Source organism: Devosia pacifica (assembly GCF_014652635.1).
Classification (GTDB): domain Bacteria; phylum Pseudomonadota; class Alphaproteobacteria; order Rhizobiales; family Devosiaceae; genus Devosia; species Devosia pacifica.
In genome coordinates this window covers 191,247-213,168 of the sequence record NZ_BMZE01000004.1, presented here as the reverse complement: position 1 = coordinate 213,168, position 21,922 = coordinate 191,247, and the positions used below count along the sequence as shown (strand labels likewise).

Annotated in this window: 20 protein-coding genes; 12 read left to right on the top strand and 8 right to left on the bottom strand. The window is 60.6% G+C overall.

Features of this window, described 5'->3' with window-relative positions:
- From IE127_RS17345 to pckA, 5 genes are all read left to right on the top strand, one after another.
- Positions 1-1,491, top strand: coding sequence for an ABC transporter substrate-binding protein (locus IE127_RS17345; protein ID WP_189427044.1), 1,491 nt, complete (start codon positions 1-3; stop codon positions 1,489-1,491).
- 23 nt (positions 1,492-1,514) lie between these two features.
- Positions 1,515-2,174: a cysteine hydrolase family protein gene (locus IE127_RS17340; protein ID WP_189427043.1), complete on the top strand. Its 660-nt coding sequence runs from the start codon at positions 1,515-1,517 to the stop codon at positions 2,172-2,174.
- 8 nt (positions 2,175-2,182) lie between these two features.
- Complete coding sequence (locus IE127_RS17335; RefSeq protein WP_210310542.1) at positions 2,183-3,607, top strand: MFS transporter; 1,425 nt, start codon at positions 2,183-2,185, stop codon at positions 3,605-3,607.
- Entirely contained in the window at positions 3,604-5,268 is a 1,665-nt protein-coding gene (locus tag IE127_RS17330; protein WP_189427042.1) for a dipeptide ABC transporter ATP-binding protein, read from the top strand. The genes IE127_RS17335 and IE127_RS17330 overlap by 4 nt, the downstream gene beginning before the upstream one ends.
- Before the next feature lie 174 nt (positions 5,269-5,442).
- The gene (pckA, locus tag IE127_RS17325) at positions 5,443-7,035 is read left to right on the top strand and encodes a phosphoenolpyruvate carboxykinase (ATP) (RefSeq protein WP_189427041.1); all 1,593 of its coding nucleotides are present in this window, start codon (positions 5,443-5,445) and stop codon (positions 7,033-7,035) included.
- A gap of 411 nt (positions 7,036-7,446) precedes the next feature.
- Here the strand turns inward: pckA and IE127_RS17320 are convergent, their stop codons facing one another.
- The 6 genes from IE127_RS17320 to IE127_RS17295 form a co-directional block, all read right to left on the bottom strand.
- On the bottom strand, positions 7,447-9,627 hold the full coding sequence (locus tag IE127_RS17320; RefSeq protein WP_189427040.1) for a TRAP transporter permease: 2,181 nt from the start codon (positions 9,625-9,627) through the stop codon (positions 7,447-7,449).
- A 128-nt stretch (positions 9,628-9,755) separates the two neighbouring features.
- Positions 9,756-10,733: a TAXI family TRAP transporter solute-binding subunit gene (locus tag IE127_RS17315; protein WP_189427039.1), complete on the bottom strand. Its 978-nt coding sequence runs from the start codon at positions 10,731-10,733 to the stop codon at positions 9,756-9,758.
- 224 nt (positions 10,734-10,957) lie between these two features.
- A complete protein-coding gene (locus tag IE127_RS17310) occupies positions 10,958-12,325 on the bottom strand; it encodes a sigma-54-dependent transcriptional regulator (RefSeq protein WP_189427038.1) in 1,368 nt (455 codons plus the stop codon).
- Positions 12,325-14,208: a sensor histidine kinase gene (locus IE127_RS17305; protein ID WP_244640302.1), complete on the bottom strand. Its 1,884-nt coding sequence runs from the start codon at positions 14,206-14,208 to the stop codon at positions 12,325-12,327. The genes IE127_RS17310 and IE127_RS17305 overlap by 1 nt, the downstream gene beginning before the upstream one ends.
- Before the next feature lie 181 nt (positions 14,209-14,389).
- Positions 14,390-15,130, bottom strand: a complete 741-nt coding sequence (locus IE127_RS17300) for an ABC transporter permease (protein WP_194599202.1) — start codon at positions 15,128-15,130, stop codon at positions 14,390-14,392.
- A 2-nt stretch (positions 15,131-15,132) separates the two neighbouring features.
- Complete coding sequence (locus IE127_RS17295; RefSeq protein WP_189427036.1) at positions 15,133-15,852, bottom strand: ABC transporter ATP-binding protein; 720 nt, start codon at positions 15,850-15,852, stop codon at positions 15,133-15,135.
- Positions 15,853-16,020: 168 nt separating this feature from the next.
- Here IE127_RS17295 and IE127_RS17290 point away from each other — a divergent pair, with 168 nt between their 5' ends.
- On the top strand, positions 16,021-16,632 hold the full coding sequence (locus IE127_RS17290; protein WP_189427035.1) for a TetR/AcrR family transcriptional regulator: 612 nt from the start codon (positions 16,021-16,023) through the stop codon (positions 16,630-16,632).
- Between the two features lie 118 nt (positions 16,633-16,750).
- Here the strand turns inward: IE127_RS17290 and IE127_RS19870 are convergent, their stop codons facing one another.
- Positions 16,751-17,917, bottom strand: a complete 1,167-nt coding sequence (locus IE127_RS19870) for a ferredoxin--NADP reductase (RefSeq protein WP_189427034.1) — start codon at positions 17,915-17,917, stop codon at positions 16,751-16,753.
- Positions 17,918-17,997: 80 nt separating this feature from the next.
- On the opposite strand from IE127_RS19870, the gene IE127_RS17280 reads away from it, so the two are divergent.
- From IE127_RS17280 to arsH, 6 genes are all read left to right on the top strand, one after another.
- Positions 17,998-18,477, top strand: coding sequence for a MarR family winged helix-turn-helix transcriptional regulator (locus IE127_RS17280; RefSeq protein ID WP_189427033.1), 480 nt, complete (start codon positions 17,998-18,000; stop codon positions 18,475-18,477).
- A 164-nt stretch (positions 18,478-18,641) separates the two neighbouring features.
- Positions 18,642-18,998 (top strand): ArsR/SmtB family transcription factor, encoded by a 357-nt coding sequence (locus tag IE127_RS17275; protein ID WP_189427032.1) that lies wholly within the window; start codon positions 18,642-18,644, stop codon positions 18,996-18,998.
- Entirely contained in the window at positions 18,995-19,522 is a 528-nt protein-coding gene (locus IE127_RS17270) for an arsenate reductase ArsC (RefSeq protein ID WP_189427031.1), read from the top strand. The genes IE127_RS17275 and IE127_RS17270 overlap by 4 nt, the downstream gene beginning before the upstream one ends.
- Positions 19,522-20,223 carry an aquaporin gene (locus IE127_RS17265; RefSeq protein WP_189427030.1) on the top strand — a complete coding sequence of 234 codons (702 nt, stop codon included), beginning with the start codon at positions 19,522-19,524 and terminating at the stop codon, positions 20,221-20,223. Before IE127_RS17270 ends, IE127_RS17265 begins: the two co-directional genes overlap by 1 nt.
- On the top strand, positions 20,220-20,639 hold the full coding sequence (gene arsC, locus IE127_RS17260; RefSeq protein WP_189427029.1) for an arsenate reductase (glutaredoxin): 420 nt from the start codon (positions 20,220-20,222) through the stop codon (positions 20,637-20,639). Before IE127_RS17265 ends, arsC begins: the two co-directional genes overlap by 4 nt.
- The gene (arsH, locus tag IE127_RS17255; RefSeq protein ID WP_280516663.1) at positions 20,636-21,364 is read left to right on the top strand and encodes an arsenical resistance protein ArsH; all 729 of its coding nucleotides are present in this window, start codon (positions 20,636-20,638) and stop codon (positions 21,362-21,364) included. Before arsC ends, arsH begins: the two co-directional genes overlap by 4 nt.
- Here the strand turns inward: arsH and IE127_RS17250 are convergent.
- Positions 21,361-21,918, bottom strand: a complete 558-nt coding sequence (locus IE127_RS17250; protein ID WP_189427028.1) for a chloramphenicol phosphotransferase CPT family protein — start codon at positions 21,916-21,918, stop codon at positions 21,361-21,363. The genes arsH and IE127_RS17250 overlap by 4 nt on opposite strands.
- Positions 21,919-21,922 lie beyond the last annotated feature (4 nt).

The following is a 21,922-nucleotide window of genomic DNA, read 5'->3' as shown; positions in this document are numbered from 1 at the left end:
ATGACCAGATTTCCCCTGACTCGCCGAGCCTTACTGGCATCCACCGCCGCGATCCTCGCGACTTTTGCTGTGTCGCCGACCTTTGCTCAGCCGGACTCAACCGTGACGGCTGCGCTGGTGGCCGAGCCGACCAGCCTCAACCCGATCTATGACACCGGGCTGCCGGCACTGAACGTCTTCTACAACGTCTTCGATCAGCTGACCGGCATCGATGAAACCGGTGCCGTGGTGCCGCGGTTGGCGTCGGATTGGAGCCATTCCGACGACCTAAAGACCTGGACGTTCACGCTGCGCGACGGCGCGACATTTCATGATGGCTCGCCAGTGACCGTCGATGATGTGCTGTTCACGTATGAAACAGCGATGAACGATCCGACGTCGCGACTTGGCGGCTATTTGTCGACAGTCGACGACATCACCGCCGACGGCAGCGATATCGTGTTCACACTCAACATTCCCTATGCGCCGTTCGACCGACAGGCCACCCTAGTGCCGATCGTCTCGAAGAGTGCCTACGAACAGATGGGCGCAGAAGACTATGCGCGCAAACCGGTCGGCTCGGGCCCTTATATGGTCGAGAGCTGGGTCAACGGCGACACCATCACCCTCAAGCGCTACGACGCGTATTGGGGCGACGCCGGCGAATACGAAACCGTGGTCTTCCAACCTGTGCCCGATGAAACGACCCGCGCCAACTCGGTGCAGTCCGGGGATCTGGACATTGCACTACTCGGCCCGTCGAGCGTTCCGGCCGTCGAGGGCTCCGGCAGCGCCGAGGTGATCGACCAGCAGTCGAACCGGGTCGTTTATCTCGGCTACAATGCCACCAGCGCATGGCTCGACGATCCAGAGTTCCGCAAGGCCATCGACATGGCGCTCGACCGCCAGCTGCTCAGTGACCGTCTGCTCAATAGCGCGGTCGAGCCGGCATCGCAGCTCGTGGCCAAGGTTTCGTTCGGTTATACGCCGGACATTGCGCCGACCAGCTACGATCCGGACGCGGCCAAGAGCCTCGTTGAAGCGTCCGGCTATGATGGTGCGTCCATTCCCCTGACCTACCCGAATTCTGGTCTGCCACAGGTCGATCAGGTTGCTCAAGCCGTGGCGTTCTTTCTGTCCGAGGTCGGCGTCAACGTCACGCTTGATCCGCAGGAAGCCTCGACCTTCTCGAACACCTGGTTCTCTGGCGGGCTCTCCGGGCTCTACATTTTCGCATTTGCCCCCTCGGTGATGGATGCCGATCTGCCCTTCAACATGCTGTTACGCACGGGAGGTCAGGGCTACGCCAACAATGCAGACATCGATGCGCTTCTCGATAAGGAAATTGGCGAGGCCGACGCTGACGCGCGTGCCGCGACGCTGGCCGAGATCTCCAGCATCGTCACTGCCGAGACCTACTATTCGCCGCTGTTCATCGACACCTACTCCTATGCCGTGACGCCGGGCCTCGATTGGACGCCCCGTCCCGACGGCATGATCGTCTTCAACTAATCCAAGCCAAACAGGAGCCGCTCATGGCAGAACTTCATCCGATCAGCATGTATGAGGGCGATATCCCGAAGAACGACACCGCCGTTCTGGTTGTCGACATGCAACGCGCCTTTTTCGACAACAATGACAGCCTCGGACAGGCAGGGCTCGACGTCACGCCGCTCAGAACCGCCATTCCGGGATCGGTAAAGCTGGTCAATCTCGCCCGCGCCAGTGGCGTGCCGGTGATCTTCACCCGCTACGTCTACATGCCCGGCATGGTCGATTTCGGTCACAAGTACGGCGCCAGCGCCGAAGCGCGCAAAACCTCCAACTCCCTTGGCTTCGGCACCGAAGAGATCGAGATCATATCGGAACTCGACGTTCAGCCGGACGAGGTGGTGATCGACAAGTCGCGTCCCAGTTCGTTCTACGGCACTCGCCTTGAGCCGGTGCTCACCGGAATGGGGGTTCGCAACCTCATCGTGTGCGGCGTCACCACCAATATCTGCGTCGAGACGACTGTTCGTGATGCTGGCCAGCGCGACTACGGCACCTTCGTCGTTTCCGATGCAGTCGGCGAATTCCTGCCGGAGCGCAACCACTATGCGCTGTTCGGCATGGGATGGTCGTTCGCCAATGTCGTGACTGTCGCCGATATTGAAGCCTCCTGGGCTTCGGTACCGCAGGCCAAGGCAGGCTAGGTCAGACCTTGTTCGCCACGCTCACCACAGGGTCGGACCGCTACGCGGCCCGACCGGCCATTCTGGTCGTTCTGGGATTCGCCAGCGTCATCGGAGCGCTGATGCAGACCATGGTGCTGCCATTGCTGCCGCAGTTTCCGGCCCTGTTCGGGGTCTCCGTGACGGCGGCGAGCTGGATTGCGACCTCCACCATGCTTGTCGGTGCAATCGGCGCCCCGTTGCTGGGATGGCTGGGTGATCGCTTCGGGCTGAAACCGGTGATCATTCTGGCACTTGCGCTACTCGGCGTGGGCTCGCTGATCTCGGGCCTGGCGGGCGAACTTGGAATGATGATCGTCGGACGCGTCCTTCAGGGTTTCTCCGTCGGCATTGTCGGGCTATCGATGGCGATGTTGCGTCGGCTCTGGGATTTCGAGGGCCTACCGATGGCGGTCGGCATCATCAGCGGCACTATCGGCATCGGGACCAGCCTTGGTGTTCCGCTCGCAGGCCTGATTGTCGAGTTCGGCTCGTGGCGGACAATCTTCTGGATCATGGCGGTCTGTGCAGCGCTTGCAGCAATACTCATTCTCGCGGTTGTGCCAAATGTCCAACCGGTCGCGCGACGTCGCTTTGACCTCGCTGGAGCTCTGGGTCTTGGGGTCATTCTGACCCTGCTCCTCTTGCCAATCAGCGTGCTCGCCGATGGCCAGCTTTCGATGGGCAGCGCAACTATGTGGTTGCTGCTTGCTGTAGGACTCACAGCCATCTGGCTGCGGCATCAATGGCGCGCACCCGACGCGTTCGTTGATCTTAGGCTGTTCGCCCGCCCGGCGATATCCAGCAGCCATTTGATTGCTCTGCTTCTCGGCTTTGCATTTTTTCTCAGCTTTACCGGCACAATCACCGTGGTGCAGATGCCCGCCGGCGCTGTTGGGCTCGGCGGCTCGGTGCTGCTCACGGGACTGGTCCAGACGCCGGCCAGTCTCAGCGCCATCTTCGCCCCACCGCTTGCCGGCTTGATGGTTGTCCGCTTCGGGGCCCGAGCAGCGATCATCACCGGCATTGCTGTGAGCCTTGTGGCCTTCGGGCTGCGGGCAGTCGATCTCGGCCATCCCGTGCCGATCGCCGCCTCAGCGATGCTGGTATCTGGCGGAATCTCGTTCGCCTTTGCGGCATTGCCAGTCGCGCTGATGGGGGCAACGCCCGCAGATCGCCTCGGTGCCAGCAATGGCTTCAACATGCTCAGCCGCCAGATGGGCGCCGCAATCGCAAGTGTGACCGGCGCGGCCGTCGTCGCCACCAGCATCGACTTCATCAACCCGGCTGGGCCTCAAGCCTTCTACTGGCTGTTCAGCCTCGGTGCCGCATCGTCATTTACGGCGCTGCTGCTGGCGCTTTGCACCAAAACGCTCACGACCTCCCCTTCGATGATCCGGGGCCATGCCAAATGACTGACACCACAGCACCCCTCCTTGTTCTCGACGATGTCTCGATCGAATTTGAAACGGCCCGCGGCTCGATCAGCGCCGTGCGCAATTTCAACATGACGTTGCCGGTGGGGCGCAAGGTCGCCATCGTCGGTGAATCCGGATCGGGCAAATCGACCATCGCCGCAGCCATCAACGGACTGTTGGCGGACAACGGTGTGGTGAGCAGCGGGAGAATTCTGTTTGATGGGCAGGACGTCGTCAAACTCGATGACAAGGGCCTTCGTGCGCTGCGCGGAAAGCGTGTCGGGCTGGTGCCGCAGGACCCGATGACCAATCTCAACCCGCTGCAGCGGGTCGGCAACCAGATCGCCGAAGCCATCGAAGTGCACGACAAGGTTCGCGCCAGCGATGCCTTCAAGCGTGCGGTCGAACTGCTGGACATGGTTGGCATTCCCGAACCCGACCGACGGGCGCGCCAGTATCCGCATGAGCTATCGGGTGGCATGCGCCAGCGCGTGCTGATTGCCATGGGCCTGGCCTGCCGGCCGCAATTGCTTATCGCCGACGAGCCGACCAGCGCCCTCGATGTCACCGTGCAACGCGTCATCCTCGAAGAGCTCGACACGTTGACCCGCCAGCTCGGCACGGCGCTGATCCTTATTACCCATGATCTCGCGCTCGCCGCCGAGCGCGCCGACGATGTGGTGGTGATGTTCCGTGGCGAAGCTGTTGAAACGGGCTCGGCTGCCGAGGTTATGGCCAACCCACGGCATGAATATACCAGACGTCTGGTTGCTGCGGTGCCGACAATGCAGAGCAGGCCGCTGGTTCCGCCTGTGCCCGCTACCTCACGTACCAACGACTCCCCGCGCCGGCCGCTGGTTGAGCTGGTCGCAGTGCGCAAGGTCTACCCGGGACGCCAGGGCTTTTTCGGCAAGCCAAAGGACTTCGTTGCCGTCGATAACTCGACCTTCTCCATCCAGCGCGGACAGACCGTCGCGGTGGTCGGCGAATCCGGTTCTGGAAAATCGACGACCGCCAAGATGCTTCTCAAGATCGAGGAGCCGAGTTCAGGCGATATCGTTTTCGATGGCGGCGCCATCACCCATTTGCACGGCAAGGACCTATTCAGTTTCCGGCGCCGGGTGCAGCCGGTATTCCAAAACCCGTTTGGCTCGCTCGATGGCCGCTATACCGTGCGCCAATCGATTGAAGAGCCACTGATCCTGCATGGTCTCGGCAACGCTGCCGAACGACGGGCGCGGGTGAATGAACTGCTTGAGCAGGTCGCGTTGCCTCCGGAGCTTGCCGAACGACGCCCGGCCGAGATTTCCGGTGGTCAGAGCCAACGCGTCGGCATCGCGAGGGCCCTCGCGTTGAAACCGGAACTCGTGGTTCTCGACGAGGCGGTCTCTGCCCTTGACGTGCTGGTGCAACAACAGATCCTGCAATTGCTGGCGCGACTCCAGCTCGAACTTGGGTTGTCCTACCTGTTCATAAGCCACAACCTCGCGGTGGTCAGGATGATCGCACACGAAGTGCACGTCATGCGCGCCGGTCAGATTGTCGAGTCAGGGACGCCAGATGAGATATTCCGCAGGCCCCAGCACGATTATACTCGTGAACTCATTGCAGCGATCCCAGGCAGGAAGAGCGTTCCGGCTGCGACAGAGCTTGCCTGAGTTGGCACTACCCGAAGTTGCTCGCCTTGGTCTTTTGCTGATCAGACGATGCGCTCGAGCTAGTGCAACTTCCGTCTTACGACCATTGTCCGTATGGCCGCGTGCCCGGCACTTTGCTTAACGTCCGCGCATTGACTGGCACCCATAGTGCCAACACCAGCGGAGTAAGCTCGAGTGAAGCAGGTTGACCACGGTACCTTGCGACGTCGGATCGGCAAGAGCGCCGATCAAGTCTTTGCCAACGACATCGAACCGGTCCTGGTTGCTCGCGCTGCTGCCTCAGGGCAGATCGAACTCACCGCTGACGGTGCTGTTTCAGTACGGACGGGCGCGTTTACCGGCCGCTCGCCCAAGGACAAGTTCATCGTCCGCGACGCTCTGACATCTGACACGGTCTGGTGGGAAAATTCGGCTGCCATGTCTCCCGAGCATTTCGATCGTCTGCTTGCCGATGTCGAGGCGGCCATGGCCGGCGGGCAGTTGCTCCGACAGGATCTGCTCGCCGGTGCGGATCCAGCTCAACAGTACAAAATTACAGTGTTGACCCCCAGCGCCTGGCACGCGCTATTCATTCGAAACCTTCTCATAAGCCCGGGTGACAGCGCTTTTCAAAGCGAAACACCCCGCGAGGTCACCATTGTTCACGCGCCGCACTTCAAGGCGGACCCGAAGCGGCATGGCACCCGTGGCGATACGGTGATCGCGCTCGACCTGAGCCGTAACATCATCGTCATTGCGGGTACGCTCTATGCGGGCGAAATTAAGAAGAGTGTCTTCTCGCTCTTCAGCTTCCATGCGCCACGCGAGGGTGTCTTGCCCATGCATTGTTCCGCCAATATCGGCGCGGATGGTCGTACCGCCTTGTTCTTTGGCCTGTCTGGCACAGGCAAGACCACGCTTTCCAATGACCCTGCCCGCCCGCTCATCGGCGATGACGAACATGGCTGGGGCGAAAACGGCATCTTCAATCTCGAAGGCGGATGCTACGCCAAGACGGCGTACCTCAGCCCTCAAGCAGAACCGGAGATCTTTGCAGCGACCAAGCACTTCGGCACCGTTCTCGAGAATGTGGTGCTCGACGCGGCCAAGCGGCCGCAGTTCGACGATGTGTCGCTGACGGAGAACGCGCGCGCTGCCTATTCCCTTGATGTATTGCCAGCCATTGCCAAAGGCGGTGTGGGTGGCACGCCCGATACCGTCGTCTTTCTCACCGCGGACGCCTTCGGCGTTCTGCCACCAATCGCCCGCCTGACTCCCGACCAGGCGGTTTACCATTTCTTGTCCGGCTATACCGCCAAGCTTGCCGGAACCGAGCGGGGGGTCACCGAGCCACAGGCGACGTTCTCCTCCTGCTTCGGCGCACCCTTCATGCCGCTCCACCCCACGGTCTATGGCCGCATGCTTGAGGACAAGCTACGTCAAAGCGGCGCGGCAGCCTGGCTGATTAACACGGGATGGACCGGGGGCGGCTATGGCGTCGGAAAGCGCATTGACATCGCGTCCACGCGCCGCTTGCTCGCAGCAGTACTCGATGGAGACCTTAAAGACGCTTCAACGCGGATCGACGACTATTTCGGCTTTGCCGTGCCGCTTGAAGTCCCGGGAGTCGACCCACTCCTGCTCACCCCGCGCGAGAGCTGGGCCGATGCGGCGGCCTATGATCAGCAGGCAAAGCACCTGGCGGATCTGTTCCGCAAGAACTTTGAAAAGTTCGGTACGGGCGCCGATGCCGCGCTTGGTCCTCAATTCGTCCGCGCCGCCGAATGACGAGCTGAGCCGCATCAGGTTTGCGGCCGCTGGGCCCGCAGTGCTTCGGTGGTCGATATGGCAGCCAGCATACGTCTGCCATAATCGTCGCCCGGACGATCGAGCAGATCGCCCATGGCCCCTGCCCGACCATGTGACCGTCTTTCACTAGCAGCACCCGGTCGCGAAAGCGGCGCACCAGCGACTTGTCATCTCTATCGCCCGAGCGCTTGCGCCGAGCCCGCGCATCGTCATCCCCGAAGAAGCGACATAGGCTATCGATGTCAGCGCGTGCGGACGCGGCCGGAATCGAAACGCCCGTCTCTTGGTGCCTCCGAAGTCGATGGATAGTACAAGAAAAAGGCCGCCCCGCTGAGGGAGGCGGCCTTTTCTGCGAGAGGAGAGGTGTAGGTCGCGGAGACAGCGACCCGATCAGTCGGCGCCGCGAGCAACGGCCCGCGGACCGACAATGCGCTTTTGGAAGACGAACATCGCGACGGCCACGCCGAGACCGAAGAGGTCGGTGTACCAAGTGCCTTCGATCATGGACAGTGCGGCGATCAACAGCACGATCCGCAGGATCGGTCCAAGATGGCCGAAATAGTAGCCCTGGACTGCCGCTGACAGCAGGTACATGCCCAACAGCGCGGTTGCGACGACGCGGGCGATTTCCATCCATTCGCCCTGCATGAGCAGCTCATGGCTGTAAAAGAACATGAACGGGACGATAAAGGCCGCGAGACCGATCTTGAACGCTTCCACCGAGGTTTTCATTGGGTCGGACCCCGATAGTCCGGCACCCGCATAAGCGGCGAGCGCAACCGGCGGTGTGATGGCGGACATCACGGCGTAATAGAATACGAAGAAGTGCGCTACCAGCACGGGGATACCAAGCTGGATAAGCCCTGGTGCAACAACTGCGGCGGCGACCGCGTACGCAGCCGTTGTCGGCATCCCCATACCCAGGATGATCGAGATGCACATTGCAAAGAACAGCGCGATCAGCTGGTTCTGTTCGGCAATGCCCAGCAGCAGCGAAGAGAAGCGCGCACCGACGCCGGTTAGCGCAATGACACCGACGATAATACCGGCAGCCGCGCAGACTGCGACGAGCTGGATGCTCATCTTGGCCCCGAGTTCGAGTGCTTTGAGCACCGCTTTCGGCCCCATACGGTAGGGCGTCAGCCAGGACACGACAGCGGCCGAGGCCATGGCGACAGTACCGGCCCGGATCACCGAGTATCCGGCGAAAAGGGTATAGATCAGAATGATGATGGGCAGGAATAGATAGACCTGCCTGGCGAGTACGCGGAACTTCGGTAGCTCGGCCTTGGGGATCCCCTTCATACCAAGCTTGGTGGCCTGAAGATCGACCATGAAGTAGACCGACACGAAATAGAGCATTGCCGGTATGAACGCGGCGACCACGATGTCGGTGTAGGGAATACCCGTCACCTCGGCCATGATGAACGCGCCGGCGCCCATGATCGGGGGCAGGATCTGACCGCCGGAGGAAGCGGTTGCTTCAATCGCAGCGGCACTCTTTGCCGGATAGCCGACCTTTTTCATCAAGGGGATGGTCAGCGAGCCGGTAGCGACGACGTTGCCGGCCGATGTGCCGTTGATCATACCCATCAGGCCGGAGGCGAAGACGGCGACCTTTGCAGGGCCACCGCGCATATTGCCGGCAGCAGCGAACGCAAAGTTCACGAAGTAGTCGCCGACACGAGAAGCCTGCAGAAAGGCGGCGAACACGATGAACAGGATGATGTAGGTCGAGGAGACCGCAATCGGATCGCCCAGAATGCCCTGGTCGGTGAAAATATAGGTGAAGAATCGTTCGGGCGTATATCCGCGATGGGTCAGGAAGCCGGGCAGCCAAGGGCCGACGAAAGAATAGGCGATAAAGATGCCTGCAATGATTACCAGCGCCAGACCGGCCACGCGGCGGGTCAGTTCCAGGATCAATATCACGCCAACCAGCGCGGCGTAAAAATCGGCAGCTTGGGCCAGGCCGGTGCCCGCCCGCAGACGCAGCGCGCCCACGTTGAAGATGATGTAGCCGAACATGGCGAGCGCCGCGATGCCCAGAAGCCAGTCGGCCGGGTGGACACGCTCACGGTCGCGATCTGAGAAGAACCACCCTGCGGCCACGGCAGCAACAGTGCCGATGAGCAGCGGGATTCCATAGGTGCCGAAGACAAATGCGTCGGGCATGGGCGCAAAGCCAAACCAGCGGCCGGCCCAGGCGTAGCCAACCATCACCGCGCCATAAACAATACCGATCGCGGCGACACCGATGAGGCCCCACTCGATCGGTGAACGGTGGTGGTCAAAGACGGGCGCGTCGGGATTAAAGGTCAGCGCGGAATAGCTCAGAAAGCCGATGAACAGGCCGCCGGTGACGTGGACCATGCGGTATGTCCAGGGTTCGAGCGGCGAAATGTTCATTACATAGATGTGAAAGACAGTATAGGCGATCGCCATGACCGTGACAGCAAGACCAATTTTGCCTACCAGGCTGCGCTGATTGGTGGCCAGGGGCTCATCGTCGGTTCCCTGTGCGATCATCGGACCGGCGTCATTTGCCGGCGCGGACTTGTCCTGAGACATTGAACTCCCCTCCCTGGGCTGCTGAAGCCCGGACGGCGCATCGGGGTGCGCCCCCAGTGTTTTTAATTGCGGACAGGCGGATGGCGGCGATGCCGACATCCGCCGTGAGACCCGTTGTGAAGCTGGTGCTATTCGCGCAGAGCGTCAGGGATTTCGATGCCGATTTCTTCGTAGTACCGGACGGCGCCGGGGTGGAACGGCATGAAGGTGTTCTTGTCCACGTTTTCGACGATCGACTCGGCGGCCGCAGAGTGGATCTGAACCATGCGCTCATTGTTCTCCATCACCAGCTTGGTGATTTCGTACGCAAGGCTTTCAGGCATGGTTTCGCTGGCAATCGCGAAGTTCCACATGGCGACCGTGGGAATTTCTTCTGGAAAGCCGTCATAAAGGCCGCCGGGCGTATCGAATGCCGCCATTTCGGGCATCTCTGCCAATATCTCGTCCCGCTGCTCTTCGGTAAAGCCGAAGATGTTGACGTCGTTTTCGGCGGCAATCTGGGAGAAGGCCGCGATCGGCACGCCGGCGGCAAAAGCGAAGGCATCGATGAGACCGTCCTTAACCTGACCGACTGCATCATTGGCGCCCGAGTAGCTGATTTCGGGGGAGACACCGAGGATCTCGAAATAGCGCGGCCAATAGGTGGCGGCGGTGCCGCCGGCGGGGCCGACCGAGACGCGTTTGCCATCGAAATCGGCGACCGATTCAATACCGGACGAGGTGAGTGCCACAGCCTGGAAAGGGGTCTGGTACATCGGGAACAGCGCGCGCAGGCTCTTGTGCTCGACACCGGGCGCCAGTTCGGAGGCGCCGGTCCAGGCTTCGTAGGCCGGTCCCATGGTGACAAGGCCCATCAGATGATCGCCGGTTTCGACCAGCGTCGAGTTCTGAACTGGGCCGCCGGTGACTTCACCCGAGGCGTTGATCCCGAGTTCTTGCGTGATCAGGCCGCCAAGTCCGGTGCCGTAGATGAAGTAGGTGCCGCCCTGGCTGGCAGTGCCGATCGTCAGGCTTGAGGGCCAATCTGCATGATCGTCCTGCGCCAGTACCGGAGTTGCGACAAATAGGCTCGCGGCCGCAAAAGCGGCGAGAGTGGTAAAACGCATAGCGTTCCTCCCGTGGGGTTTACCATCTAGGTTTGTTCACCCACTCGGCGCGCAAAGTCCTCCTCGGCGCCGAATGTTCGCCCATCAGGGAGCAAGCTCGCTCGTGAGTGCAACGGCACGATCAACCGCAGATCGCAGATTTTCCACGTTCACGGCAGGCTGTGGGTGGATTCGGTGACAGACGGCTGCTGAGGCGGGTGGAAACGGGGACACACGCTAGCAAGTCAGTCTTGTCCGCTGCCTCCGGGAAGGAAGCGACTGCGGTCGAGGCCGTATTTCTGCATCTTCTCGTACAGCGTTTTGCGCGACAGCCCCAGAGACTCATAGACGGACTTCAGGCTACCGTTATTGGCAACCAGAGCAGCTTCGATAAGGCCGCGCTCGAAATCGGCTACGCGTTCGGCCAGGCGAGAGGCTGATGCTGTGCCTGTTTCGTCGGTCGCGCCGGGCAGGAACGGTAGCCCCAGATCGAGGATGTAGCGGTCGGCGGCGTTGCGCAGTTCGCGCACATTGCCTGGCCACTCCTGTTCGCCCAGCGCAGCGAGAACCTGCGGCGGCACGGTAACGGGCTCGCGGCGATAGCGTGAGGCGGCTTCGGAGAGCAATTGCATGAAGAGCAAGGGCACGTCCTCGCGCCGCTCGGATAGCGGCGGGATGTCGAGAGTGATGACGTTGAGCCGATAAAGAAGATCGGCGCGGAATCGGCCCGCTGCGACATCGGCTTCGAGCGGGGCCTTGGAGGTGGCGACGAAGCGGACGTCGAGCGGCACAGGCTCATTGGATCCGAGCCGAGTGATGGTGCGGTCCTGCACCACACGCAGCAACTTGCCCTGAACGTCGAGGGGCATGGAGCCAATTTCATCGAGCAGGATAGTGCCGCCCTGGGCGAGTTCGAACTTGCCGAACCGGGCGCGCATGGCACCGGGGAAGGCGCCCATCTCGTGGCCAAACAGCTCGCTCTCGATGAGATTGCCTGGCAGGGCGGCGCAATTGATGGCCACATAGGGGCGGTTGGCGCGCTGGGACAAATCGTGCAGCGCGCGCGCAGTCACTTCCTTGCCCGATCCGGTCTGGCCGATGATCAGGACGTCGGTGTCGGTGGGACCGATGGCGCGAATCTTGCGGCGCAGCTCGATCATCGGGTTGGAACGCCCCAGCAGACGCTGCTCGAGGTCGTCGCTCTGGCCCGCTGCTGCACGCAGCACCCGGTTTTCGAGCACCAGGCGGCGATAGTCCAGGGCGCGGGATGCGACCTCGTTCAATTGGCTGGCGACGAACGGCTTTTCTACAAAGTCATAGGCGCCCTGCCGCATGGCGCGAACGGCAAGTTGGACGTCTCCATGGCCAGTGACGAGGATGACGGGAATTTCCCGATCGACCTCATGCAGGCGGGTCATCAGCGACAGGCCGTCGATACCTGGCATGCGGATGTCGGTGATGACGATGCCTTTAAAGCCAAAGCCGGCGAGGTGGGTCGCCCTCTCAGCGCTCGCGAAATCAACGACATCGAAGCCCGCCAGTTCGAGACTTTGCGCTGTGGAATGACGAAGCTCGTCCTCATCGTCGACAAGAAGGATGGTTCCACCGTTCATCAGCTGATCGCCTCAGCGAGGGGTTCGTTCAAGCTGGACTTTGCTGCAAGCAACTCAATGGTAAACACAGCCCCGCCTTCGGGATGGTTTTCGGCCCGCAGTTCTCCGCCGAAATCCTTGATGATGTTGTACGAAATCGATAGGCCGAGCCCCAAGCCCTTGCCGACGCCCTTGGTTGAGAAAAACGGATCGAAAATACGCTCGTTAAGGCCCGAGGTGATCCCGGGGCCGTGGTCGCGAATGCTCAGAACGACCTTGTCACGGTGCTCATGGGCGGTGATGGCAATATGACGGTCGCCGGTTTCCTCGACAGCGTCGATGGCGTTGGAGAGTATGTTGACGAGGACCTGCTGCAGGCGAACGGGGCCCCCGGTGACAAAAAGCGGGATGTCTCCCAGATCGATGGCGAGATCGATCTGCCCGGATACAAGGCGCCAGTTGACGATCTCCAGCGTGTCGTCGATCGTCTCTTTGAGAGGCACTGCGGTGAGCTTCTGGTTGGGCATGCGGGCAAAGTTGCGCAGGTGGCGTGATATGGCGGACATCCGATCGATGAGGCCAGAAATGCGCGAGAGGGTGGTGGCGGCATCCTCTACCCGCCCACGCTCGATAAGGACCTGGGCGTTATCCGCATAATTGCGCGCCGCTGACAGCGGCTGATTGAACTCATGCGACAGGGCTGCCGACATCTGCCCAAGGGCCGCGAGTTTGCCGGCCTGAATCAGATCGGTCTGCGTCTTTCTCAGCATGATTTCTGTCGAGCGGCGTTCCGCCACTTCCGTCTCGAGCCGTCGGTTGAGACTGGCGAGCTCGGATGTGCGCTCGATGACGCGGCGTTCCAAGGTCTCTTTGGCTTCACGCTGGATCTGCAGACGTTCGCTGAGACGGGCACGACGTTGAAGGTAAATCGCCAACGCCAATGCGGTCATTATGATGGCGAGACCGGCGATGATAATGGCAGTTATAGCCTGGGACCGGGCAGAGGCGGTATCCAGCAGGACGCTGACGGTCCAGTCGGCTTCCGGCATGGCTTCGGCGACAACGAGAAACTCCGTCGGCTCGCCGTTATAGGTGATAGAGTAGAGCGGGTGTCCGGACTCGGTCGTCTGCGTCAGGGACAGCTCGGTCAGCGAAGCATCGGCATAGCGCCGGGTCTCGACCGTGCGTTCTACTCGGTCGGGGGTCAGTGGCAAAATGGAATGATACAGCCACTGTGCGCGGCTGGTCATGAAGATGATGCCCTCGGGGTCGGTGACCACGATTTCGTATCCGCCGGCATCGCGCCAGGTGTCCTCGATGCTGTCGACTTCGATTTTGACAGCGACGACCCCGGCGACCTCGCCCTCCACCATGACAGGAGCACCGAAATAGTAGCCACGCTTGAGAGACGTGGTGCCGAGAGCATAAAACCGGCCCTCGCCACCGACGATGGCATCGGAGAAATAGGGCCTGTAGCGGAAGTTCTCGCCGATAAACGTGGTTTCGCTGTCATAATTGCTGGCGGCAATAGTCGTGCCGTCCGCATCTATGACGTAGATGTCAGAAGAGTCGAACTGGGCGTTGATCTGCTTGAGATAAGCATTGATCTCATCGATGCGCGTAGAACCGCCAGGCGCAGTCAGAAGATCTCGAATGGCCGCAAAATCGGCAATAACACGCGGCAGGCTTTCGTAGCGCGCCATGTGGCCGCGCAATACCGCCACCGACAATCGCAGGGTGTTGGCGCCCCTCGTGGCCGCTTCGTCCAGATAGTAGCGGTGGGCATAAAAACTGCCCCAAACCACTGTGGCCATGGCGAGGGCCACCCCGCAAAGGATCGCCAGCACCCAGCCCCGGCGCCGGGCTGCACGCCACTGGGATGCGATGGATGGGGCGATGGACATGCCGCAATCATAATCTCAGTCACGACAGGGTGGAACCAGTTCTTTCCATTGTGTTTGCGCATATTGAACGTTGAGACGCTCTCAGCGAGAGGCGGAGGATGTGAAACCAGCCCGAGCCTCCAACGTATGCAGGGTTAGTTGAGAGAAGCTATTTTTCTGCACCCGTACCGCGCGCCTCGCCTCAGATTTCCAACCGCTTCCACGCGCGTACTGACAAGCCAGCGAAGAACACCGAGAGAATGACGCCGATGAATAGCTGGATCGTTATCGTCACCGGGTCCCCTCCCCCGCCACTTTGCGCCCAGTATCCTGGCGCGGCATAGGGAGACCAACCCCCAAGGCCTGCGTCCGCGAGGACCGAACTCATGATGACGACACCCAGTATCGCGCCGATCGGCGCCAGATAATCCCGGCTTAGCGTGGCGACCAGCGCAAAGGGGATGGTCAACGACGCTGTCAGCATGCTCACTGCGACGAAGCGGCCGAGCGCCGACCATGCCTCGCCGCCGAACGGACCGGGGCCAAGAAATGCGCCGACGCAGATAAGTGCAATGGCAAGCATAAGCGTCGTGACACCGGCCCAAAGAACGAACAGGACGATCTTGGCAAGTGCCAGCTTGTCGCGCGGCACCGGCAGGCCGAAAAGGCCCGTTATCGTCCCATCGGCGAATTCCCGCCCGAACAGCCAGACGATCACGAGACCGAAACCGAAAAGTCCGCCGGTGGCCACCGTGCCCGCGCTCAGGTCGAAATAGTCGATCCAGTTCGTCGCCGAGAGCGCCGACCCGGTGTCTCGGCTGGATGCCATGAGCGGGGATACAAGAGACGGTACCAAGACGATGCCGAGGGTAGCGAGGCGCGGCAACAGCGCGTTGGAGAACTTCATCCATTCCATGGACAGAGCTGTTGAGAAGGCATTCATGGTCACGCAGCCTCTGAATCGGTCTGGACGAGTGAAAAGAAGGCCCGCTCGATTTCAGGCTGGCCGGGTTGGAGAGCCCCGATGATGCGACCGCCGTTGATCACCGTTATGCGGTCGGCGATGCGCGAGACTTCGTCGAGGTGATGGCTGGAAACCAAAACACTTGCGCCATTGGCAGCGCGTTCAAGCAGAACAGTGCGAAGGAGAATGACCCCAGCGGGATCAAGTGCATTGGTGGGCTCGTCTAGAATAATCAGATCGGGCTCGTGCTGAAGGGCAGACGCGAGGCCGACCCTCTGCCGATTGCCGAGCGACAGCTCGCCCGTCCGCCGCTCGGCGAATTTACCCAGATTCAGCTTCTCTATGATTGTGGCGCTTGCCGATTTGGCCCGGTCAGGCGCAGATCCCCGCAGGCGCGCTGAAAGTATGAGGTTCTGCCGGACGGTGAGTTCGGCATAGGCAAGCGGGTACTCGATAAGATGGCCCACCCGCGCCCAGCGATCGGGCGATATCTTATCGAACGCGACGCCGTTCAGTGTAATGAGTCCGCTATCAGGCGACTTCATGCCGAGCATCAGACGCATCAAGGTGGATTTACCTGCGCCGTTTAGACCGACCAGCGCGTGAATCTCGCCCGGCGTCAAAGCGAGATCGACCTCGCGCACTCCGTCTCCAGAGGGGAATATCTTCGTAACGGCCTTCAGTGCCAGGCTGGCCTGCATAGCTAAGCGCTCTCATTCAACCGGTGGGATTCGAGCATGGCGCAGCGAGGTGGAATTTCTGGACATGCGCGGATCTCAGAGTTAAGATACGTAAATGCATCTAACACGACGAATTGCGCAATTCAAGATGCACTGATGTATCTAAATTGGTATGGATAACCTAGGCCCATGAAGGAACGACGCAGAGGAGCCGTGCTCGAAGAGGCCATCCTGGATGCCGCCTACGCAGAGCTGGATGCTCATGGATATGCTGGGCTCACGATGGAGGGCGTAGCGGTTCGCGCCGGCACCAGCCGGCCCGTTCTGGCGCGGCGTTGGGAGACGCGGGCAGACCTTGCCGTCGCCGCCATCCGCAGGCAGATGAGCCGGCATCCGATCACTATCGAGGACATGGGTAGTGTCCGGGCGGAACTTTTGGAACTTCTCGAACGCGCATCCGAACGTGCACGCACTTCTGCCGCGATGTTCACGCTGTTCGCGGCGGCTTATTTTGGCGAGACGGGCACGTCACCCCAGGGTTTGCGCGAGGCGCTGATCAAGGGGGAAACCGATGCGCTCAAGCTCGTTCTCGACCGGGCAGTCGCTCGCGGCGAGATCGATGAGCGAAAACTTGTTCCCCCTGTGACGACGCTCCTCTACGACCTGTTTCGGTCCCAAGCCATCATGACCTTCGCAGCGCCCCCAGTCGAACTGCGACAGGCATGGGTGGACACCCTGTTCTTGCCTCTCGTCAGCCCCACTACACCTGGACAAGGGGCGGCAAGAAGCAAATCTGCCTGAAGCCTGTTCTGTATCGCCGCGACTATGCGCTGAAGACAAACAGTTCCATCCACAGCCTCTATGCTGACGGTCAGATGTAGCGCTTCATATGCGCTATGGAACGTCTAGGTTGTTCGACTTAGTACCCGCTGAAGGCTTCTGTCCTAATGTCAGCGTCTGAAATTCCGGCCTTGGTCAGCATGGTTTGCATGGACTCGACCATGCCCGGAGGGCCAGCGACGTAGTATACCGGGGCAACCAGGTCCGCCGTATGACGCGTGACCATATCGGCCGTGATGTGTCCCCTCTCGACTGAACCAGATGCTTGCCCGCTGCCGGTTACAGTCGTCACCAGCTTGAACTGGGTATGACGATCCGCGAGCGCGGCCAGTTCATTCAGAAAAGCCGCCTCTTCGATGGAGCGCATGCTGTAGAACAGCACCAGCTTTTGCGGCAGACCTGTATCAAGCGCGTCGTGGATCATGCTGCGGAACGGAGTCACGCCGACGCCGCCGGCAATGAACACGGCCGGCCGCGCGGTGTCCTCATCAAGCGTCATGTCACCATAGGGGCCATCGATCTCGACTTCGGTTCCCAGGGGCAACATCTCCAGGGCCTTCTTGAAGGCGCTGTTACCCAAGCGCGTTGTGATCGTCAGGTCAGCATCGTGCGGTGTGCTCGACAGTGAAAAAGTGCGCATCCGGCCTTGGTGGTCGGCTCCTATGGATGACGGCAACGTCAGGTAGATCGCTTGCCCTGCCTTGAACTGAAAGCCGGCTGGCTTCCGAATGTAGAACATGCTTGTTCCCTTGGCCGCAGCCTCACGAGCGGCAAGCGTTGAGGCAAAGGTCGTTGAGGGCTTAAGGAAGCTTTTGCGCCGCCATTGTGACAGCCGCAGACCATCCCGCATACTGAGGCCGAGCAGCGTCAGGTTGATCGCGCCCGAAACCAGTTCAAGCGCCTGGACGCCATAGAAGGCTGCGTCGAACTCACCCGCCTGTGCCTTCGACGACAGGAACAGCGCTGAGGGGATCAACACCAGAATGCCATTTGCGGCGATAATTGGCATGCGGCGAAGCTTTGCGCCGACAAGCCCCTTTTGTTGCCCCCTAGACCAGACGAAGCCCGATCCGCCAACAGCGGCAAGCGCGGGCACAAGCAGCAGAAAGCCCCAGGGGATCGCGCTTTTCACCGCGACAATAGACGCATTGGAGCCGGACACTTCACTGATGATGGTGGACAGCCAGAAGGTGGCAATCGTCAAAATCGCCACCATGCCGGCGATGGGATGGATGAGCTTTATCATGGTCTAGCGTCCCTGGTTGCGGTAATGTCATGTAACATCACAATTGACATCATGTTGTCAATATAGGTATGAGGTGACAAATGACAACACCCGTTTCGACACCGGAAGCTCAGGCCTTAACCGATCTGCTGCTGACCATGTTTCGGGCGAACAATCTGACGCTCGCATGGGGCGACCGCATTGTGTCGCCGCTCGGCCTTACAAGCGCCCGTTGGCAGATATTAGGAGCAATCGCCCTGGCTGACCGGTCGCAGCCTGTGGCGTGGCTGGCGCGTGATCTCGGCGCGAGCCGCCAGAACGTGCAGCGGATCGTCAACGACCTGATGGGCGAGGGATTGGTCGCATTCGAGCCGAACCCGCACCATAAGCGGGCGCAGCTTGTCGTGCTGACTCCGAAGGGCCGGCAGACCTATGAAGCAGCCCTTGGGCTTTACAATCCGCTTGTCGAGGCATTGGCTGAAGGCGTGCCGGCCAAGGACATTCAGACCGCGCAGCGTGTCCTGTCCGCTTTACGGGCCAAGCTAAAAGCATTCAGCATCGAGGACGAGCGGCAAAGCTGACCGCTCCGCAGAATGGCCGACCTATGCCCACCCTGTTCAATGCTCTTCCGGCGCCGCCGCGCCGCTGAATTTGGGTCGCGTCGCGCTCTTTGGATGTAACGCGACCAGTTCCAGCGAGAGGGATTGCGGTTGCCAGGCGATGATATATCCATTATTCTGGATATATGGAAACAGATCGCGCCCTCGAAGTCTTCTCAGCGCTGTCGCAGCCAACAAGGCTCGACGTGTTCCGCATGCTAGTCGTTCGTGAACCGGATGGCGTGGCTGCGGGAGAATTGGCACGGCTTATGGACGTGCCACAGAACACGATGTCCACGCACCTCGCGATCCTGAGCCGCGCCGGCTTGATCCGCGGTGAGCGGCACAGCCGCTCGATCATCTACCACGCAAAGCTCGATGCAATACGCGCGCTGTCACTGTTTCTGCTGAAGGATTGCTGTGGCGGCCGCTCGGAGCTTTGCAGCTCTGTCATTGCTGATCTCTCCCCGTGTTGTGTGGCTGAAAAGGAGGCCATCTCATGACGCATCAGACCTATAGCGTTCTATTCCTGTGCACTGGAAACTCGGCGCGGTCCATTCTTGGGGAGGCGCTGCTCAATCACCTCGGCGAGGGGCGTTTTCAGGCATACTCCGCCGGCAGTCATCCGAAGGGACGTGTGCATCCGCTTGCACTTGAAGTGTTGGCAGAGGCGGGTATTGCGGTTGAAGGGCTGCGCTCCAAGCCGTGGGACGAGTTTGCAGCCGATGATGCGCCGAAATTGGATTTTGTGTTCACCGTCTGCGACAATGCGGCGGGCGAAGAATGCCCGATATGGCCTGGCCACCCGATGACCGCACATTGGGGCATCGAGGATCCAGCCGCCGTTTCAGGGCCGGACTTCCGCCAGAAGGCCGCATTTGAAGACGCATTGCGCTTCATGCGCAACAGGATCGAGAGCTTCATCAATCTACCGATCTCCAGCCTCGACAGGCTGTCACTGAATTCGAAGCTGAAGAGCATTGGCAATATGGATGGGTCCACGAGCCGTCCGGGCTCGGCGGCCTGATGGCGGAACCAGACCTTCGACGCCGCTTATGCGCCGAGGCCCTCGGCACCGGCATGCTTGTTGCCGGCGTGGTCGGCTCCGGCATCATGGCGGAGCAGTTAACGGGGGACGTCGCTCTCGCGCTGCTTGCCAACACCATTGCCACCGGAGCGATCCTTGCGGTTCTGATCTCAATACTAGGTCCGATCTCGGGCGGGCATTTCAATCCGGCTGTGACGCTGGTCTTTGCGCTTCGCAAGGAGCTCTCAGCTAGGGACGGCGCTGCCTATGTCCTGTGTCAGGTCGGCGGCGGCATCCTCGGGACGCTTGCGGCGCATTTGATGTTCGCCCTGCCCCTCATTCAGGCTTCGACGCATGTGCGGAGCGGCGGCGCGCAATGGTTTTCGGAGGTGGTCGCAGCCTTCGGGCTCGTTGCGGTCATTCTTGCGGGTATCCGGTTCGAGCGGACTGCTGTGCCCTGGCTTGTTGGATTGTACATCACCGCAGCCTACTGGTTCACGGCCTCAACCTCCTTCGCCAATCCCGCTGTCGCCATCTCTCGCGCCCTGACAGATACATTCTCCGGCATTCGCCCGATTGATGTGCCAGGCTTCATCACCGCGCAAATCGCCGGCGCGCTGCTGGCGTTGGCGCTGATGTCCTGGCTATTGCGGAAGCCGGACACAGGTGACATCCCCATAAATCCGGAAAGCCAATCATGAGTGTTACCATCTATCACAACCCCGATTGCGGCACCTCTCGCAACACGCTGGCGATGATCCGGCAGAGTGGCGTTGAGCCGGAAATCATCGAGTATGTGAAGCATCCGCCGAGCCGCGACCGGCTAAAGCAGTTGATCGCCGATGCGGGACTAAGCGCCCGTGAGGCTTTGCGACGCAAAGGCACTCCGTATGACGATCTCGGCCTTGATGACCCGGCCTTGAGTGCGGAGCAGTTGCTCGATGCGATGATGGAGCATCCTATCCTGATCAATCGCCCGTTCGTAACGACGCCGCTGGGTGTGCGCCTCTGCCGTCCGTCAGAAGTTGTTCTCGAAATTCTAGAGAACCCGAACATTGGGCAATTTGTTAAAGAGGATGGAGAAGTTATTGAAGCGCCGGAAGGGCCGAGCACGTGAGTTCTTCTTTTGACGCTGAGGATTTGCCGAACCTCGACCGCGCTCAGATAGCGCCGATCGACTACGGGGCCCTCGCCGGAGACGCTGATCCCGGTCATCCGCCGCGCATTCTGCTGCTCTACGGCTCTCTGAGGGAGCGCTCCTATTCGCGGCTCGCGGCTGAAGAAGCCGGGCGTTTGCTGCGGTTTTTCGGTGCCGAAACCCGCATGTTCTCACCGCGCGATCTGCCGCTACCGGATGGCGCGCCGGCAGATCATCCGAAAGTGCGCGAGTTGCGGGATCTTGCAACATGGTCCGAAGGCATGGTCTGGGTTTCGCCCGAGCGGCACGGCGCGATGACAAGCATCATGAAGGCGCAAATCGACTGGCTGCCGCTGTCGCTCGGCGGCGTTCGCCCGACACAGGGCAAGACGCTTGCGGTGATGGAAGTATCTGGCGGCTCGCAAAGCTTCAATGCCGTCAACCAGATGCGTATTCTCGGACGCTGGATGCGCATGGTTACGATCCCCAACCAGTCGTCAGTCCCCAAGGCGTTCAATGAGTTCGACGAGGCCGGACGCATGAAGCCCTCGCCGTACTACAACCGCATCGTTGATGTGATGGAGGAGCTGGTAAAGTTCACCTGGCTGGTGCGCGAACGATCGCCGTACCTTGTCGACCGTTACTCAGAGCGCGTCGAAACAGCGGAAGCGGTATCAAAGCGGGTTAATCAACGCGGCCTCTAGAGGCTGAAGCGGTATCGGATCTGTTCAGCCAACTCGAGGGGCGAAGCCTCATCAGACCGTAGCTCCAGATCATAGTTCATACCATGATGAACGCGCTCGAACTGCCACCGGGCAAGGCCAATAAGCCGGTCACCACGCAGCCGTTCGCGCATTTCCAAAGTCTCGAGGTCTGCGAGAACGCCGACCCAGTGAAGATCGTGCCCCACCAGCAGCATTTCATAGTCGGCAAATGCAGGATCATCGCGACCGAACAGAACATCATCTACAACAACATCAAACCCTTCTGCCGCCATCGCTTTCACGGACCGACGCATGCCGCGAAGTATCTGTGCCCCACGCGGCCCGCTAGAAATGACGACTTCGGAAAGTCCGTCGCGCTCGATTTGCTCGTAGGCAAAAGTGTCTGGATGATTGGCATAACGGTCCGGTAGCATCTCCAGAAATGTATCCATCTGGATATGCAGGACAGGGCCGGCGGCAATCGTTTGCAGGGCCTTGGCGACGGACGACTTGCCGGCGCTGCCGACGCCATTGAGGAGAATGACCTTGGCCATTGGA

Excerpts from the sequence above, each read along its gene's own strand:
- IE127_RS17345 (WP_189427044.1), top strand. The coding sequence starts at position 1 with ATGACCAGATTTCCCCTGACTCGCCGAGCCTTACTGGCATCCACCGCC.
- IE127_RS17340 (WP_189427043.1), top strand. The coding sequence starts at position 1,515 with ATGGCAGAACTTCATCCGATCAGCATGTATGAGGGCGATATCCCGAAG.
- IE127_RS17330 (WP_189427042.1), top strand. The coding sequence starts at position 3,604 with ATGACTGACACCACAGCACCCCTCCTTGTTCTCGACGATGTCTCGATC.
- IE127_RS17320 (WP_189427040.1), bottom strand. The coding sequence starts at position 9,627 with ATGTCTCAGGACAAGTCCGCGCCGGCAAATGACGCCGGTCCGATGATC.
- IE127_RS17315 (WP_189427039.1), bottom strand. The coding sequence starts at position 10,733 with ATGCGTTTTACCACTCTCGCCGCTTTTGCGGCCGCGAGCCTATTTGTC.
- IE127_RS17310 (WP_189427038.1), bottom strand. The coding sequence starts at position 12,325 with ATGAACGGTGGAACCATCCTTCTTGTCGACGATGAGGACGAGCTTCGT.
- IE127_RS17305 (WP_244640302.1), bottom strand. The coding sequence starts at position 14,208 with ATGTCCATCGCCCCATCCATCGCATCCCAGTGGCGTGCAGCCCGGCGC.
- IE127_RS17300 (WP_194599202.1), bottom strand. The coding sequence starts at position 15,130 with ATGAATGCCTTCTCAACAGCTCTGTCCATGGAATGGATGAAGTTCTCC.
- IE127_RS17295 (WP_189427036.1), bottom strand. The coding sequence starts at position 15,852 with ATGCAGGCCAGCCTGGCACTGAAGGCCGTTACGAAGATATTCCCCTCT.
- IE127_RS17290 (WP_189427035.1), top strand. The coding sequence starts at position 16,021 with ATGAAGGAACGACGCAGAGGAGCCGTGCTCGAAGAGGCCATCCTGGAT.
- IE127_RS19870 (WP_189427034.1), bottom strand. The coding sequence starts at position 17,917 with ATGATAAAGCTCATCCATCCCATCGCCGGCATGGTGGCGATTTTGACG.
- IE127_RS17280 (WP_189427033.1), top strand. The coding sequence starts at position 17,998 with ATGACAACACCCGTTTCGACACCGGAAGCTCAGGCCTTAACCGATCTG.
- IE127_RS17275 (WP_189427032.1), top strand. The coding sequence starts at position 18,642 with ATGGAAACAGATCGCGCCCTCGAAGTCTTCTCAGCGCTGTCGCAGCCA.
- IE127_RS17270 (WP_189427031.1), top strand. The coding sequence starts at position 18,995 with ATGACGCATCAGACCTATAGCGTTCTATTCCTGTGCACTGGAAACTCG.
- IE127_RS17265 (WP_189427030.1), top strand. The coding sequence starts at position 19,522 with ATGGCGGAACCAGACCTTCGACGCCGCTTATGCGCCGAGGCCCTCGGC.
- arsC (WP_189427029.1), top strand. The coding sequence starts at position 20,220 with ATGAGTGTTACCATCTATCACAACCCCGATTGCGGCACCTCTCGCAAC.
- IE127_RS17250 (WP_189427028.1), bottom strand. The coding sequence starts at position 21,918 with ATGGCCAAGGTCATTCTCCTCAATGGCGTCGGCAGCGCCGGCAAGTCG.